The sequence below is a fragment of the Agarivorans sp. OAG1 genome (assembly GCF_037076485.1).
In the GTDB taxonomy this organism is placed as follows: Bacteria; Pseudomonadota; Gammaproteobacteria; order Enterobacterales; family Celerinatantimonadaceae; genus Agarivorans; species Agarivorans albus.
Window position 1 is genome coordinate 2,511,179 of the sequence record NZ_AP028990.1, and the last position, 17,057, is coordinate 2,528,235.

General features: G+C 43.6%; 14 protein-coding genes. 10 read left to right on the forward strand and 4 right to left on the reverse strand.

All coding sequences use genetic code 11. The features are described from left to right. Nucleotides 1-127: 127 nt before the first annotated feature. The 3 genes from OAG1_RS11470 to OAG1_RS11480 all read left to right on the forward strand — a co-directional run bounded on the left by OAG1_RS11470 (nt 128) and on the right by OAG1_RS11480 (nt 2,693). Nucleotides 128-820: a HAMP domain-containing sensor histidine kinase gene (locus tag OAG1_RS11470; protein ID WP_016403028.1), complete on the forward strand. Its 693-nt coding sequence runs from the start codon at nt 128-130 to the stop codon at nt 818-820. A gap of 33 nt (nt 821-853) precedes the next feature. Beyond that, nucleotides 854-1,618: a hypothetical protein gene (locus OAG1_RS11475; protein ID WP_016403029.1), complete on the forward strand. Its 765-nt coding sequence runs from the start codon at nt 854-856 to the stop codon at nt 1,616-1,618. A 115-nt stretch (nt 1,619-1,733) separates the two neighbouring features. Further along, a complete protein-coding gene (locus tag OAG1_RS11480) occupies nt 1,734-2,693 on the forward strand; it encodes a hypothetical protein (RefSeq protein WP_338621375.1) in 960 nt (319 codons plus the stop codon). A 59-nt stretch (nt 2,694-2,752) separates the two neighbouring features. Here OAG1_RS11480 and topA read toward each other — a convergent pair whose 3' ends face one another. Beyond that, complete coding sequence (gene topA, locus OAG1_RS11485; RefSeq protein ID WP_221077481.1) at nt 2,753-5,395, reverse strand: type I DNA topoisomerase; 2,643 nt, start codon at nt 5,393-5,395, stop codon at nt 2,753-2,755. 302 nt (nt 5,396-5,697) lie between these two features. Here topA and astB point away from each other — a divergent pair, with 302 nt between their 5' ends. Continuing rightward, nucleotides 5,698-7,038 (forward strand): N-succinylarginine dihydrolase, encoded by a 1,341-nt coding sequence (gene astB / locus OAG1_RS11490; RefSeq protein ID WP_338621376.1) that lies wholly within the window; start codon nt 5,698-5,700, stop codon nt 7,036-7,038. Nucleotides 7,039-7,101: 63 nt separating this feature from the next. Here the strand turns inward: astB and sohB are convergent, their stop codons facing one another. After that, a complete protein-coding gene (gene sohB, locus OAG1_RS11495; protein WP_338621377.1) occupies nt 7,102-8,127 on the reverse strand; it encodes a protease SohB in 1,026 nt (341 codons plus the stop codon). Nucleotides 8,128-8,236: 109 nt separating this feature from the next. After that, a complete protein-coding gene (locus tag OAG1_RS11500) occupies nt 8,237-10,693 on the reverse strand; it encodes a VolA/Pla-1 family phospholipase (RefSeq protein ID WP_338621378.1) in 2,457 nt (818 codons plus the stop codon). Nucleotides 10,694-10,843: 150 nt separating this feature from the next. On the opposite strand from OAG1_RS11500, the gene OAG1_RS11505 reads away from it, so the two are divergent. Genes OAG1_RS11505 through OAG1_RS11530 form a run of 6 tightly spaced genes read left to right on the forward strand, consistent with a single transcriptional unit; the run spans nt 10,844 to nt 15,205 of the window. Then, nucleotides 10,844-11,605, forward strand: coding sequence for a YciK family oxidoreductase (locus tag OAG1_RS11505; protein WP_016403037.1), 762 nt, complete (start codon nt 10,844-10,846; stop codon nt 11,603-11,605). A gap of 19 nt (nt 11,606-11,624) precedes the next feature. Beyond that, nucleotides 11,625-12,527 (forward strand): LysR family transcriptional regulator, encoded by a 903-nt coding sequence (locus tag OAG1_RS11510; protein ID WP_016403038.1) that lies wholly within the window; start codon nt 11,625-11,627, stop codon nt 12,525-12,527. Between the two features lie 9 nt (nt 12,528-12,536). After that, nucleotides 12,537-13,280, forward strand: coding sequence for a 5-oxoprolinase subunit PxpA (locus tag OAG1_RS11515; RefSeq protein ID WP_338621379.1), 744 nt, complete (start codon nt 12,537-12,539; stop codon nt 13,278-13,280). A gap of 5 nt (nt 13,281-13,285) precedes the next feature. After that, nucleotides 13,286-13,948 carry an allophanate hydrolase subunit 1 gene (locus OAG1_RS11520; RefSeq protein WP_338621380.1) on the forward strand — a complete coding sequence of 221 codons (663 nt, stop codon included), beginning with the start codon at nt 13,286-13,288 and terminating at the stop codon, nt 13,946-13,948. Further along, nucleotides 13,941-14,894, forward strand: a complete 954-nt coding sequence (locus OAG1_RS11525; RefSeq protein WP_338621381.1) for a biotin-dependent carboxyltransferase family protein — start codon at nt 13,941-13,943, stop codon at nt 14,892-14,894. The genes OAG1_RS11520 and OAG1_RS11525 overlap by 8 nt, the downstream gene beginning before the upstream one ends. Nucleotides 14,895-14,917: 23 nt before the next feature. After that, entirely contained in the window at nt 14,918-15,205 is a 288-nt protein-coding gene (locus OAG1_RS11530; RefSeq protein WP_338621382.1) for a TfoX/Sxy family DNA transformation protein, read from the forward strand. A 7-nt stretch (nt 15,206-15,212) separates the two neighbouring features. Here OAG1_RS11530 and OAG1_RS11535 read toward each other — a convergent pair whose 3' ends face one another. Further along, nucleotides 15,213-17,057 (reverse strand): glycerophosphodiester phosphodiesterase family protein, encoded by a 1,845-nt coding sequence (locus tag OAG1_RS11535; protein WP_338621383.1) that lies wholly within the window; start codon nt 17,055-17,057, stop codon nt 15,213-15,215.

Consider the following 17,057-nt stretch of genomic DNA (forward strand, 5'->3'; position numbering starts at 1 on the left):
AGCAAAATGCCATGACAGGTTTATTACCAGCTCACTATGTAATCTTAATAGTATTTTGGAAGTAGTTGATTTTGCGACAAAGCTGGGCTTCGGTTACACTGCAACAACGTGCTTATAAGGACTTCACATGCCAGTAAACGACAAGCTAGATTTTTCATCAGTTTTAGCCACTGCAGTTCACGATATGAAAAATTCGCTGTGTATGCTGACTCAGTCAACAGAATCCATCGCCTTACGCTCTAAACAAATGGGCAGAGAAGACAGTGAAGAACTGTCGCGCTTGCATTACGAAGTCTCTCGCTTAAACGGAAGCTTGATGCAGTTATTGGCGCTTTATCGTTTCGAAAAAGAACAAATGCCAATGACCATTGAAGAGCAGTACCTAGAAGACTTGCTCAATGATATTTATTACAAGAACCAAACCTTCATCGAACAAGCAGAAATGAAGGTTGAAATAGATGTGGAACCTTCACTAAGTTGGTACTTTGATGGCGTACTGGTGGACTACCTACTTAATGATATTGTGGTGAATGCGCTTCGCTATTCAAAAAAACAAATTAAAATATCTGCAAAACAAGCCGATAACTATTTATGCATCCAAATTGATGATGATGGTGATGGATTTCCACAAGACATTATCGACTTGGCAAATATAGAAGTAGCTTCGCAAATAAATTTTGTTAAAAATCGTAGCGGTTTAGGTTTATTTTTCGCAAAATTGATCGCTAAAGCACATATAAATTCGGGCAAGGAAGGTAAAATAAAACTAGAAAATGGCAGTTCTTTAGGTGGTAGCCGTTTTAGTTTATATCTCCCGTAGCACAAACACTTAGGATATTTTTTCGGTTTAAGTATGGTATTTACCTTAGTATTGCTTGGCATAGGCGCGTTGTTGTTTTTAGTCATCGCCTACAACATGGTTCAACAATTTAAACAGAAGCAAGAAACCGAACGCCGTTTAGCAATTGCCAAGCAAAAGGCAATTATTAACGAAACGGAAGAGTTGCTACTGCATTCCTCTATTTTGCCTTACAGCAAAGAATTGGTAGAGCTGCTGCATAAACGTATGTTAGAAGCCCTAAATCAAATTAGAACCACCGATCCTAGCGTTAAAGGTTTAAATAACCGTATTCGCGCAACCAAAGGTCAACTAAGCCAAATAAAAAATGCAGGCGACATCAGTGACAGTGCTTTCCGAGCCCCTGATACTGATAAAGATGCACTGCAAATGCTGCAGATCATAAAAAAAATTCGTGCGGTAGTACGCTCAGAACATGCCAAGGGTCGTTTAAACACTCAAGTGTTTGTACTAGAAGACCGACGCTTAGAGTTAATGCAGCTAAAAGTGAACATTGAAAATGCCCTTAAACGCGCTGTAGAAGCCCAAGCGCTGCGCCAATGGGGCACCGCTCGCCAATTGCTCAATAAGGGAATCTCAGCCCTGAGCAATATTTCTGACCGCGATGCCTACCTAGAACAAAAATTACAAGACATGCGCCGGATGAACCAAGAAATGAGCGACAAGCTAAAATCCGACAGCAAACAAGAAGCAGAAAACTTAGCAGAGAAAGAAACTGATGAGTTAGATGTATTGTTTCAACCCAAGAAAAAGTGGTAATACTTCCCCACCTCATCGTAATCGCTTTGAATTAGCAGCCTAACTCATAAAGTTAGACCTGCAGCTCAAAGCTATGCGAAAATATCGCTAACTAAATAAATAAAGCAAACACAACATGCGTAAAACACTTGAGCAGATTTCTAGTGACCCTTTCCATGGGGTTTACTTCATAGGTACCACTCCCCCTAAACAAAATACCGATATCGAAAAAGTCAGCGACATTGCAGATAAATTGCTGTCTCGTTTAGATGAAATTGAGTATAACGGCCTAATTGTTTACGACATTCAAGATGAAAGCAGCCGCATCGACAAGCCTCGCCCATTTCCTTACATGCAAACACATGATCCGCGTATGTACGCGCAACTGCTAATGCATAAAAGTGAACGCTCGGTAATTACTTACAAAAGTGTCTCTCAGCGAAATGAACAAGACTTTGTAAATTGGTTAAAAGAAGCATGGCACCAGTTTGAAATTCGCGACCTGGTGTTAGTAGGCAGCCCAGCGGCAACCAATGATATTCAATTAAGTTTGGCCGATGCCTACAAAGCAATCGCCAGTCATGCACCAGAGTTTTATTTAGGTGGAGTAACCATCGCTGAGCGGCACGCCAAGAAAGGTGATGAACATGCTAGGTTAATCCATAAAACACACCAAGGCTGCCAGTACTTTGTTACTCAGGCGGTATATAACGCTCAAGCTACTATCGATATGCTAACCCGTTATGCCCATGAGTGTGCAGCGAACCAGCAAAAACCACAGCGGATCATTCTTACCTTTTCACCCTGTGGTAGTGCTAAAACCTTAGAGTTTATTGAATGGTTAGGAATATCGGTACCTGAAGCAACCAGCCTACGCATTCTTAATGCTGACAAACCGCTAAAAGAATCAATCCTAATTTGTTACAACAACTTAGTGCAGATACTAGAAGCCGTTTTACCGCTTGGGATCCCCTTAGGGCTAAACATAGAAAGCCTTACCAACCGTAAAGAAGAAATTGATGCCGCTATTTTGCTGTATAAGCTACTAAAAGCTACCATGGACAAAAAGCTGGCTCAGTTGCAATTAAACAGCTAATCATCGAAAAATAGCTAATAAAAAAGGAAGCTTTCGCTTCCTTTTTTAGTTCTATCTACTTAAGCCTTTTTCTTGGCTTTAGGCTTTTTACGCTTATCTTCAATGGTCCATTTACCATCGCTAAAGTACGCTCTCCAACCGGTAGGTTTACCATCGACTTCAGTGCTTAAGTATTGCTCTTTAGTCTTACGGCTGTATCGAACCAAAGATTTAACCCCATCTGGATCTTCTGTTGGCCCATCAGCTAAGTAGTAAAACTTCTCTGGCAATCTATCTCTAAAGCGCTTCAATTCTTCCACTAATGGCGCACGTGTCTCTCGTGAGCGTGGGAAGTTACTTGCGGCCATAAAGATACCGGATGCGCCATCGCGTAATACAAAGTAAGCATCACTATTTACACAGGGTAGTTCAGGCAAATGAACGGGGTCTTCACGTGGTGGAGCCACTTCACCGTTTTTCAAAATCTTACGGGTATTGCTACAATCTTCACCTGTACAAGCCATGTACTTGCCAAATCGGCCAGTGCGTAGTTGCATGTCGCTGCCACATTTTTCACACTCAACGATAGGCCCGTCGTAGCCTTTAATCTTAAAGCTACCTTGCTCAACCACATAACCTTCACAATCTGGGTTGTTACCACACACGTGTAGTTTACGGGTCTCATCAATAAGGTAACTGTCCATGGCAGTACCACAAACTGGGCAACGCTCTTTAGCTCGCAGAGCCTCTGTTTCTTGCTCTTCTGCATCAGCGGCGACCGCTTCTTCACCAGGTATTAGATTGATAGTGCACTTACAACGCTCTTTAGGCGGCAATGCATAACCAGAACAACCTAAGAATACACCGGTGCTGGCAGTGCGGATGCCCATAGGACGACCACAATCAGGACACTCGATATTAGTCAGAACAGGAGTATTGCTACGCATCCCCTTTTCGTCATCATCGGCTACGGTTAGTTGCTTCTTAAAGTTTTTATAGAACTCGTTAAGAGTTTGTTTCCACTCAATACTGCCATCAGCAACTTCATCAAGACGTTCTTCCATCTCTGCAGTGAAGTCGTAATTCATTAAATCTTGGAAGCTTTCAGTTAAGCGTTCAGCAACAATCTCACCCATTTTTTCAGCGTAAAAACGACGACCTTCGGTGCGTACATATCCACGATCTTGAATGGTTGAAATAATTGACGCGTAGGTAGACGGGCGACCAATGCCACGCTTCTCTAGCTCTCTAACTAACGATGCTTCGTTGAAACGCGCTGGTGGCTTAGTAAAGTGTTGTTTAGGATCAAGCTCAACCAAGTTGAGTTTGTCACCTTGGCTCACCGCTGGTAACACTCCATCATCGGCTTTACTGGCCTTGCCTACTGGTTGAACCTTTGTCCAACCATCGAAGCGCAAAATTTTGCCTTTAGCACGTAATTCGAATTGAGCTGCACTCACTGTAACGGTGGTAGCATCGTATTGCGCATCAGTCATTTGACAGGCTACAAATTGACGCCAAATTAAATCGTATAACCTAGCAGCATCAGCATCTACACCGGCCAATTGAGTACTGGTTACATTCACGTCTGAAGGTCGAATTGCTTCGTGCGCTTCTTGAGCTCCTTCCTTACTTGAATAACGTAAAGGGTTGTCTGGTAGATACTTATCACCAAAATTATCGCCAATATAGCCTCTAGCAGCCTCTACAGCGTCGTTACTCAAGTTTGTTGAGTCAGTACGCATATAGGTGATGTAGCCTGCTTCATAGAGCCTTTGAGCTAACATCATGGTGCGTTTAACGCCAAAACTTAAACGGGTGCTAGCTGCTTGCTGCAACGTAGAGGTAATATAAGGTGCTTTTGGCTTTGAGCGTGTCGGTTTATCTTCACGTTTAACAACTTGATAATCAGCGCTTTTTAAAGTCGCAACTGCTGCTTCTGATTGCTGTTTGTTAACAGGTTTAAAGGCCTGACCGTTTTCTTTAGCAACTTCTAAGCGGAAGCCTTCGCCTAATTGTGTGGCTAGATCAGCATGAATATCCCAGTACTCTTCTGGTACAAAGGCTTTAATTTCACGCTCTTTTTCAACGACCAGACGAACCGCTACCGATTGAACTCGTCCAGCAGACAAACCGCGAGCAATTTTTTTCCAAAGCAGTGGCGATACCATGTAACCCACTACGCGGTCTAAGAATCGACGGGCTTGCTGAGCATTTACTCGCGCCATATTTAATTCGCTTGGCTGCGAGAACGCGTCTTTAATTGCTGACTTAGTAATCTCGTTAAATACTACTCGCTTAAAACGACTGTCATCGCCGCCAATAATTTCTTTTAAGTGCCAAGCAATCGCCTCTCCTTCGCGGTCCAAATCGGTTGCGAGATAGATGGTGTCAGCATTTTCGGCAAGCGTTTTAAGCTCGTTTACTACTTTCTCTTTGCCAGGCAGAATTTGGTAATTGGCTTTCCAATCTTTCTCGGGATCCACACCCATTCGAGCTACTAGCGCTTTTTTGTCTTTAGCCTTTTTTATTTTGGCTTTTTCTTCTGCGCTTAATCCTTTGGTTGAAACAGGCGCAGCTTTCTTTTTATTGGTTGCACTTCCACTGCTAGGCAGATCACGAATATGACCGACACTTGATTTCACCACATATTGGCGACCCAAGTACTTGTTAATCGTTTTTGCTTTAGCTGGTGACTCTACAATTACCAGAGATTTGCTCATATTTTTCTTTTTACCATTGTGTCCACCAACTTGGCCTATTGACGGAAAGTAATAGATATTCGTTCTTTTTTATATTGCTCGAGACTTAGCATAGGTCAATAACTTTTTTGCATCTTTGGTTTATTGGGCGAATAATTAAGCACTCGACCACCAAGATACAAACTGATAACATCTGAAAATCCCAGTAAAGCGTAGTGTTATACGCTTGATTTTCTTTTTCTGCCAATATAAATAACCATTGGTGTCAAATTTTTCAATAAAAGATAACTCATTTTTTAAGTGAGCGTAGTAAAAGGAAGACTATGAAACATTTTGAAGTCAACTTCGACGGCTTAGTTGGCCCAACCCACAATTATGCGGGTCTTTCATTTGGCAATGTTGCCTCTTTATCCAATGCCCAAAATGCCTCAAACCCCAAAGAAGCCGCCAAGCAAGGCTTATTAAAAATGAAAGCCTTGCACGACCTAGGGCTTACTCAAGGCGTGTTGGCTCCGCAACAACGTCCCGATCTCAATCTTCTTCGTCGTATCGGTTTTACCGGTAACGATAGTCAAGTTTTACAACAAGCGGCAAAAAATGCGCCAGATGCCCTACTCGCTAGTTATTCGGCATCAAGCATGTGGACTGCTAATGCAGCCACCGTATCGCCTAGCGCAGACACCGAAAATGGCAAAGTACATTTCACGCCAGCAAACCTAACTAATAAGCTGCATCGCTCTATTGAGCCACAAGTTACCGGTAATATTTTGAAGGCGGTATTTTCTGATAGTAAATATTTTGAACACCATCAACATTTGCCAGAAAACGACTACTATGGCGACGAAGGTGCGGCAAACCATACCCGATTGTGTTCAAATTACGGCGAAGCTGGCTTAGAACTATTTGTTTATGGCCGCTCAGCTGCTGATGCCAGTGTAATTGCTCCTAAAAAGTTTCCCGCAAGGCAAACCCTAGAAGCAAGCCAAGCGGTAGCTCGCTTACATGGTTTAGACCAAGATACCGCGATTTTCATTCAGCAAAACCCTGGAGTAATTGACCAAGGTGTTTTCCATAACGATGTGATTGCAGTTGGCAACCAAAATGTGCTGTTTTATCATCAACAAGCTTTTTTAAACACTCAGCAACAACTTCAGCATATTCAGCAGCGTTTCGGCGATAATAAGCTACATTTCATAGAAGTTAGCGACAACGAAGTGAGTCTTTCAGAAGCAGTTAAAACCTATTTATTCAATACCCAGATCGTTACCACTACACCTGGTAAAATGGCTATTGTTGCACCAACAAACTGTCAAGAATCGGCCCAAGTTAGTGCTTATTTAGAAGACTTAGTAAGTCGAAATACTCCGATTAAACAAGTGCATTACTTTGATGTTAAGCAGAGTATGAGCAACGGTGGTGGCCCAGCTTGCTTGCGCTTACGAGTGGCGCTAAACGACATGGAATTAGCTGCGGTAAACCAGCACACTATCATGAATGAACAACTATTTAGCACGCTAAACCAGTGGGTTGATAAGCACTACAGAGATAGCTTGGTTTTTGATGATTTACGTGACCCTCAGTTAATCACCGAAGTGAATACCGCATTGGATGAGCTAACCCAAATCTTACACTTAGGTTCTGTTTACCCTTTCCAACAAGCTTAACTGAGCAGATAAAAAAAGCCTGACTAAGGTCAGGCTTTTCCGTTGCTGTTTGTTAGTTTGATATTACTTGGTCCAATCCCAAGATTGAGACTGCATAATTTTCATTACGCCACGCTCTACTCCAATGCTTGCCGCTTGGCTGAGCTTTTCTGCTAATTTCTTCTTGGTATGGTATTTGAACTGGATAACTTGTTTTTCATCAAACTGCTGCATCAAGTAATCGTCACTGGTAGATACTTCATCAACCAATTCCAAAGCAAATGCTTGAGTGCCGTACCAATGCTCACCAGTGGCTACTTTTGCAATATCCAATTGCGGTCGAAACTCTTGAACAAACTCTTTAAATAGAACGTGAGTCTCTTCTAGCTCAGATTGAAACTTCTTGCGTGCTTCATCGGTGTTTTCGCCAAACATAGTCAGAGTGCGTTTAAACTCACCGGCAGTTACCTGTTCAAAATCGATGTCGTTTTTCTTTAATACTTTATTAAAATTTGGCAACTGGGCAATCACGCCAATTGAACCAACGATGGAAAACGGCGCTGCAATAATCTTATCAGCGATACAAGCCATCATATAACCACCACTTGCGGCAACTTTATCAACGGCGATAGTAAGTGTGATGCCTTTTGCTTTAATCCGTTTTAACTGAGAAGCCGCTAAACCATATCCGTGAACCATGCCGCCGCCGCTTTCTAAACGAACTAACACTTCATCTTCTGGCTTCGCTGCGATAAGTACCGCAGAAACTTCTTCACGTAAACTGGCTACTTCTTTGGCGTCGATGCTGCCTTTAAAGTCGATAACAAACAATCGTGGTTTAGTTTGTTCTTCGCCTTTTTTCTTATCTTCTTTTTGTTGTTGCTTTAGTTGCTTCTTATGCTGTTTAAGTTGCTCTTTGCTCATGAGGTTATGATTAAGCTTTTCCTCGACCTCGTTGTGTTGCTCACTTAAATCAGTAACTTCAAGCTCACCACTTTTGTGTTTAGTCTTAGAAGAAGCGGCAATCACAACCACAACTACAGCAATAATAGCGATAACAATCGTTAAGGCCTTCGCAAAAAACAATCCAAACTCAATCAAAAAATCCAAACTTCTGCCCTCATATTTTCGAGCTGCTATTAGTACCATAGCTTGCACACTGAACCAAGTAACAAAAAAGGCCTGCGCGATGCAGGCCTTAGAACCGATAACTTAGTGCTTATTGAGCCGGAGCAATTACCGAACTATCACTTACCACAACACTAGCATTTCCAGCATCTGCACTTACTGCATAACTAACAAACTGGGTTTGCATTTCAATCGTAGCAGCCAAACTAGCTGCTGGCGAAATCAGTGAGCTATGCGAGCCTTGGCTAAAGCGCACCGCATAACTACCTGCTGAGGTAACTTCGGTACCCTCTAGACCCATTGAAGCAATCAGCGGCTCGGTGCCAACTAAGGGCAACGTTGCAAGGCTATTTGGAATAACTTGATCTCCGCTACCTTCGCTACCGTCACCCACAATTTCATGCACTAGTACTGGCATAGCAAAACCAGATTGCGCGTAGTTAATTGGATCTACTCCATCTACCACTGTTTGCGCTAACGACCCAAAAATTGACGCAAATGCAGGATAATTAGAGTCAATCACCAGCTGCGCTGCTTCTGGGTAAGTGGCTTGATATACCGCAAACTGCTCTAAGGCTGTAGCTGTGTCATTGTCTTCAAAGCCAAGGCCAGCAGCAACCAGCGCTAAGTAACCAGGATTAGATTTTAAACCTGCTTCTACGATAGGACCAAAACTAGGTGAGTACTGGAACACTCCAGCTAAACCGCCAGCAGGTGCGCTAAGCGAAACACTTTGTAGGCTGTAATCAATGTCAAAACCACTTACGTTTACTGTATCAGCAACCGATGCTGGACCAACACCGACAATTGCTCCTAATGACTGACCTGCATAATGTACTTTGCTGCCGTCAAGTTCAGCAGGCGCACCAGCTGCTTGCAAGGCTGCTCGCACCGCAAGTAAATCAGCTGTTGATTGACGTAGATTTTCTCGAATGCTTAAAAAGCTACCCAAGTTGGCGAATACTTGAGGATCGTCATTGGCACTGATTTCCGCATTACCATCACCGGTCAAATCCAATCCTCGACTACCGTGATAAGGCAAATCCATAGCCAAAACTGCGTAACCTTGCGCTGCATAGCTAGCAGCAATAGCCGCTGCGGTTTCTTTAACCGACCCAATACCATGTTGGAAGATCACAACTGGCCAGCCTTCGACCGGCATGGTATTGCCAGTTAAGGTTTCATCAGGTAAATAAATATCTAAGTCTAAAAACGCGGTGCTTTTAGTTTCTGGAACAGGGTTATAAGCCGTAAGATGGCGATGAGAGTCAACTGGCATCGCTTCACCGTCTTGCATATAGGTAAGTCCAGCTAAATCTGCCTGAGCAAGCATTTGTCCAGCGGTTGTTGTATCACCGCCTGCTACTAAGCCACCAAATGTAGCAACGTCAAAACCTTTTGCGCCGGCCTGGGCCCAAAAACTTGTTGCACTGCCTTGGTCAGCAAAATCAGCATTGGTTTGCAGCAATTGTAAAATGGCTACTGGACTATCAGTCTTAGCTTGTGCCCATTTATTTACATCTGCACCAGTAAGATCAGGATTATCAAGGTCTGATAAATAATAAGGCACAGCCAAGGTAGACTTAAAGTATTTAGCGGCTACAAAGCCTGGTTGGCTAGTACCAAGAGCAGCATTGGCAACGTCTTGCGCTGTAGAGCCTGTATCGACAAGTGCACTCATTGGCAATAAGCTATTTAGTGCCATCCCACCATAAATCTGCTGCAAAGTAGTTAACACGCTTCCTACCGATTGAGTGGTAAACACTGCAGAGTAACTAACATTTGCAGTTACACCTTCAGCGGCCAACAAGCCATTATTAAACGCTGTTAAGCCTTTTAGGCTTTGCAACGTAGCATCATCATCGGCAGTGATTGGAGAACTCAATAACTGGTAGGCCTCACCGGCGGCAACACCTCGACCATTTTCATCTAATAGTTGATCTGTAATTGCCACCATATAAGACGTAGCAGGAGCAAACGGTACTAAAGGAGTAACAATTAAACTGCCATCACTAAAAGTAGCAATGTAGTCTTCACCGTAAACAAGCTGCTCATCAACGCGGCAGGTTTGCCCTGCCACAAAACTGCCACCATTTTCGGTAACGTCAGCACACATATCTGCAAAACCTGAAGCGCGAACTTTGTATAACAACACGCCAGCTGGGAAAGAACTTGCATCTAACTTTGTATCTATTTCTTCATTGTATTCCGCGTCATCATCGCCGTAGGCTAAAGGAATTGAAAACGGCACACTGGTTTGCCAACCGTCTAAGGCGCCTAATACATTGGTGATATCTTGATACTGCTGAGTAAGCGCAATAGCGGCTTCACTTGGTAGGTTAATCGTCCCGTCTAAGCTACCGTTAAACAACAAGTTATTTGGTGTAGATACATCACCAGTAAGAGGATTGAAGCGAATTTTTACTGAGTTTGGCTCATTTGGCGTGATATCATTACCAAAATCAAATGGCGAGTTGCTACTACCACAACCCGCTATAGTAACTGATGCAAATAGAGTGACTGCTGTAGCTATTCGGGACAGACGCATATTAGCTAATTCCTTTTTTTATAGTATGTTTCTTCAAAGAAACCTTAAACATTTGTTTACATTTTTGCAACAGGTCTAACCAGGCGTTAAACACTTGTTTAATTGTTAATCAAATATTTGTGCACCAACGCACATCTACAGGAACGAAAAATGAGCACGGAAACCTCTCCTCAACACTTCCAAGCAGCCAGTGATGAGCTACAAAACAAGGTCATCCTAGTAACCGGCGCAGGCGACGGCATTGGCCGCCAAGCCGCTCTATCCTTTGCACAATGCGGTGCAACAGTGATCTTGCTAGGAAGAACAGTTAAAAAGCTTGAAGCTGTATATGATGAAATTGAAGCCTTGGGCGCACCACAACCAGCCATTATTCCCCTTGATTTAAAAGGTGCGACTCAACAGAACTATCTTGATATGGCGGCCACCATCGAAAACCAATTTGGCAGATTAGATGGCGCCCTTCTTAATGCGGCGCATTTGGGTGTGTTAAGCCAATACGTGCAAATAGAAGAAGATCTTTGGGATCAACTTATGCAGGTAAATGTAAAATCACAGTTCTTACTTAGCCAAGCTTTAGTTCCGTTAATGCTTAAAAGTGACCATGCCTCATTAGTTTTTACTTCTTCAAGCGTCGGTAAAAAAGGCCGTGCTTATTGGGGTGGTTATTCGGTATCTAAATTTGCGATAGAAGGTATGTCGCAAGTTATTGCAGACGAATTTGATAAAACCGGTTTACGCAGTAATTGTATAAACCCAGGTGCAACCCGCACTTTAATGCGTGCAACAGCCTACCCCGGCGAAGATCCAAAAACACTAAAAACGCCGCTCGATATTATGCCTAATTACTTATACCTAATGAGTGACGCTAGCATTGGGGTAACAGGCACTAGCTTAGATGCGCAACCTAAGTAACTAGTTAGGATAGCGAACGATGAGCAAGCCATTTCGCGCCAAAAGCACCTTAGAGCAGTGGCGAATTTTTCAGGCCGTTGTGGATTATGGTGGCTACGCACAAGCCGCCAGTCAGCTAAACAAAAGCCAATCCTCACTGAACCACGCTGTCAGTAAGTTACAAAACTTACTAGGCATTCAGCTGCTTGAAGTGAAAGGTCGCAAAGCCTACTTAACCCCAATGGGCGAAGTAATGCTAAGGCGCAGTAAATTGCTTAGCCAAAATATCCAAGAGCTAGAATTACTCGCTGCAAGTCTAGAGCAAGGTTGGGAGCCACAATTGAGCTTAGCTTGTGAAATTATTCAGCCACAAGCACCGGTTATTAAAGCACTTAAAGCCTTTTTACCGGAAAGCAGAGGCACTCGAGTCGAAGTTATTGATACCGTAGTAAGTGGCGCTGATGATGCAATAGCTGAAGGTGAATTTGACTTGGTGATCACAGCTCACTTGCCTAAGGGTGTTTTGGGTGAACGCCTCGGTGTTGTCACCTTAGTTCCAGTTGTTCATCGCAATCATCCTTTGGCTAAAATGCCACAGCCTGTCTCGATAGACGAAGTGATACAACACGTCCAACTAGTGATCCGTGATACAGGTAAAAACCCTCAACAAGATAGAGGTTGGTTACGCGCCGAACAGCGCTGGACATTTAGTAGTTTTCATCGCGTAGTAGAAGTACTTAAGCAGGGTTTAGGCTTTGCATGGCTGCCGCTACATATCGCTCAACCGCATTTCGAAGATGACAGTCTGGTTGAACTTAATGTAAGTGGCGGTGCGGCCAAATCATTAGTTACCTATCTGGTAGTACCGCGCCCAGAACTGCTAGGCCCAGCCGGCCAGCATTTTTCAAAGCTGCTGATTCAACATTGTAAAACGCTACGTTAAGGAAGGTAGATGTTACTAAATTGCGATATGGGAGAAAGTTTCGGCGTGTGGGAAATGGGGGTTGATGAGCAGCTCATGCCGCATATTGATCTCGCTAATATAGCTTGTGGTGGGCATGCTTCAGATCCCAATGTAATGAGTCGTACCTTAGCAATAGCCAAGCAATATGCTGTCACAATAGGCGCGCATCCAAGTTACGCAGACATAGCTGGCTTTGGCCGGCGTTCTATCCCATATCAAGCTGATGAGCTCACCCACCTACTGCTCACGCAAATAGGCGCTTTAGATGCTTTATGCCAGTTTCATGAGCTTAACTTAAGTTATGTAAAACCACATGGCGCTTTATATAACGACATGCATAAACAGCCGGCAATATTCGAAGCAGTATGCAAAGCGCTAGCCGGCCTCAATAAGGCTTCTCAGCTAATGGTACATGCCACCCAATGCCATGGCTTTATCAGCGAACTAGCAGAAAAATACCAACTATCGCTAATTAAAGAAGCCTTTTGTGATAGACGCTACTTAAGTGATGGGAGTTTACAAGCACGCAGTCAAACTGGAGCGGTACTCTCCACTAAAGAGCACATATTAGAACAAGTAGATTTGTTACTCACGCAACAAAGCTTACGCTGCGCTGACGGCAGCTTATTGGGTGTAGAGGCCGATACCCTGTGTGTTCATGGCGACAATCAAGCAGCCGTTAAGCTGGTGCAAGCCATCAAGCAGCAAATCCAACGCTCAAAGAAAGACTAGTCAGTATGTACTGCATCGACTATGTTAACGAGGATAGCGTACTAGTAAGCAGCCAATCAGCAGTCCACTGCCAAGCACTGCCTGATTTAGCAAATTTTCTGAAACACCAGCTTACTAACATCACTGATATTATCGTGGCCAGCGATACTTTACTTTGCATCGGCAATAGCCAAACGCAGTTCGAATCGATAAGCATTGCAGTTCAGCAGTTTGAAGTGCAATTAAGTAAACGTACTAGTCACCAAGTATTTGATATTCCAGTTTGCTATGCAGAACAGTTAGCGCCCGATTTAACAGCAGTCGCTCAGCAACTCCAGCTCAGTGTTAATCAAGTTATTGAGCTGCATAAACAAAGTGTTTATAAAGTAAAGATGATTGGCTTTATGCCTGGCTTTACTTACTTAAGCGGACTAAACCCGCAACTAAAACTGCCTCGCAAGTCCACTCCCGTAAGCAAAGTACCAGCTGGCAGCCTAGCAATTGCCGAAGAGATGAGCGCAGTATATCCCAGCGATAGCCCTGGTGGCTGGCACATCATTGGCCAAAGCCCCATAAAGCTATTCGATAAACACCTCGATCCTATGTGCCCGTTAACGGTAGGTGATCAAGTGCGTTTTATAGAGCTCAGTTATGAAGAATTTCTCAGCTACGGAGACAGCAGTGACTAAAGCAGCCTCACTCACGGTACTTCGTAGCGGTCCGCAGATGTTAGTTGTTGATCAAGGGCGTATTGGCTTTCAGCACATTGGCGTTAGCCCAGGTGGTCCTGCAGACAAGCATGCCTTTAATTGGGCTAACCGCTTGCTAGCAAATCACGTTAACAGCCCTGCCCTAGAAATCACCTTTGGTGGCGCTAAGCTGCATTTTGAGCAAGCCTGCCAGATTGCAGTATGTGGCGCTGAGGTGCCGCTTACCTTTGAAATAAATAAAGCAAACAACAAACCAATTACTACTTGGCAAAGTATTGATGTGGAAGCCGGTCAAACTTTGAGCATAGGCGCTAGTCGCTCAGGACTAAGAGCTTATTTGGCGATACAAGGCGGCTTTTTACTCGACAGCGAGCTAAATAGTGTAAGCAGTTCACCGAAACAGGCTTTAGGTCCCTTCAATGGGCGGGCTTTAATGCAAAATGACAAAGTCCCTTATCCTATAAAAAGTGCTAAGCAGCTTGCATCCACTCCAGTGCAACAAACACCGTATCAGTTTATTCCAAACTATAAAGAACACTTAAAACTCGCTCTTATTCCGGGTTATCAATTCCATGCATTTAGTACTCAACAACGGCAGCAAATTTTGCAACAGGAATATCAACTCAGCGAGTTAAGCGACCGCATGGGGTTGAGATTAAAAGGCACAGCTATAGACAATGTTCCCCAAGCTAAAGAATCAGAGGCAATAGCTTTAGGCGCTGTGCAAATCCCGCCTAACGGCTTACCAATAGTTCTGTCTGTGGATAGGCAAACCATTGGGGGTTACCCCAAATTGGGTTGTATCTCTCGGCTAGACTTGTTTGCTTTAAACCAGCGGCATCCAAAGCAAAGCATAAGCTTTTATTTAAGCAGTATTCAGGAACAACGACAGCGTTGGTTAGCCTTTGAAAACTTCTTCAACTAAGCCAGCTAGAGGCTAAATCCATTATGAGCAGTTCACCAGCTAAACCTAAGCGACTAAGGGACTTAAAAGGCTTTGGTCCACGCAGCGAAGAAATATTGGCAGAGGTAGATATTCACTCCGTCGAAGACTTTATGGCCATCGATCCTTACCAACTCTACGGGCGTTTAAAAGCCCAAGTAAAAGGCACTGGTTTAAACTCTATCTACGCGATAATCGGCGCAAGAGAAGATCGCCATTGGCAAGAGATTAATCAACAGCATAAAACAGAGATTTTGTTCAAGCTAGACGAACTGGGACTAGCACCTAAGTAAGCAGAAGTTAGAGTGCTAACCAATAGCGCAAACTATTTACTATATGATCAACGTCGCTTAAACCATTAAGCCGTTCTAGGGTTTCTAAAGCCATTATTGGCGAGTCAGTAACCACCCCATTTACCCGTAAATAATAAAGTCGCTCAACGTCTGCAGCATTGTTAACTGTCCAAACATGTACTTCTTGGCCACGCTGCTGGGCGCTAAAAAGTCGCCAAGCGTTCACCCATTGTTGGTTCACAATCAACATATCTACATTTTGCTGAACCGCCGACTCTCCAAAACTGGCTGCAGCAATAAAGGCAGTGCTAATCCTATTTGCCAATTCGGTACCGCTTATTTGCAGCTTTAGTTCTTCAAGCAGTTCAATGTCTAAACTACTTATGATGACCGGGTATGGATATTCTTTTAAAGATTCTAGTAGCGCCGGAACCAAGGCTAGGGAATTGTTGTAGCGTTTAAGCTCAATGTTTAAGGTAATCTTGTTGGCGCTCTTTTTTAACCAATAAGGTAAGGCCTGCGGTTGGCTAAATCCTGCGTCCACAAAGGCCTGTTGAATCTGTACAAATGAGCTTTCTGGTACCACCAAATCACTTCCGGTTAAGCGGCGTAAATCGCGATCGTGAACCACAGCAATTTGACCATCAGCGGTTAACTGTACATCAATCTCGGTCACCGGCAATTCCAGGTTTATCGACTTTTGTAAACCTTCTAAACTGTTTTCTAAAGCCAACCAGCCTCCAGCCCGATGCCCCATCACCAGCATTGAGCTTGGCTCGCTAAAACGCTGACTAAAGGCGCCAATTTCCTCTTTCATTTCACTAGCGCCCAACAACAAAACAGCAATAAACATCAGGCGCAAGCCTAAGTGAACGCGGTGATTTTCATTAAGAACCTTTTGGTGCTGTTTGCTTACGCTTTCTTTGTGTTGTTTTAGCAATACCTTAAATAGATAGAACTGAATACTTGCGTACAGCCAAGTGTCTAAAAAGCTAAGAACAGAGCCACCCGCCAGCACTATTGCACTGAAAAGAAATAATACTAAGGGAGTGACGTCTTCAGGTGCCCACCAATTTAAACTAATGCGAAGTAACCAAATAAAGCCAGCGATCACCGCAACAAATACAGAAGTGCGTAAGGCAAACCAAGCAAGGTTCAAACACAAAATTAATTTACGTTGGCCAATACTTAATTGGGTGGAATCTTTAAGCTGAGCAAGCAACGGCTTTTTCTGCAACATGCAAAATGGCAAGGCAAACCACCAGTTAAGCCATTTAGCGCCAAGCCAAACAGCCAAGGGTAAGCCGCCAATACTTAAGGCGGCAAAATAAAACCAAAGCTGATTTCGTTGCTGGTCTAGATAATAGTTAATATCCCAGTCGGCTAACATTAAGCCAAACAACCAACGGCCAATAAACAACAGCGTACAGCTGATGCTAATCAGCAAGGCAGATTGCAAAAACGCTAATCTAGCGATTGTCCAAGCACGATTAACCAGTAAACGAATCGCCTGCGACACCGAACGTTTGTTCACTTCGTGCTGCGCAAGCAATAAGGTTAAAGCACCCTGCTGCAAGAAGAAGTTGAATAAGGCCATCGCGACTAGCCATATAGCGAACAAGTAGCCGCTGGGCGATAAGAAGAAAGCCAATAGTTCTTGATTGGCAACTCCCTTTAGCCCATACCAAGACATCAACGCTTCACTCACCACTATCGACAAAGGCGCAAATATGGCGAGCCAGCTAGCTTGCACTATTAGATAAGCACCAAACATGGCTATGCCGCGATTTTTTAATGAGCTAGCTAAGTAATAAACAAAATGGCGAATACGATGTAGTAAGTTTGGCAACAT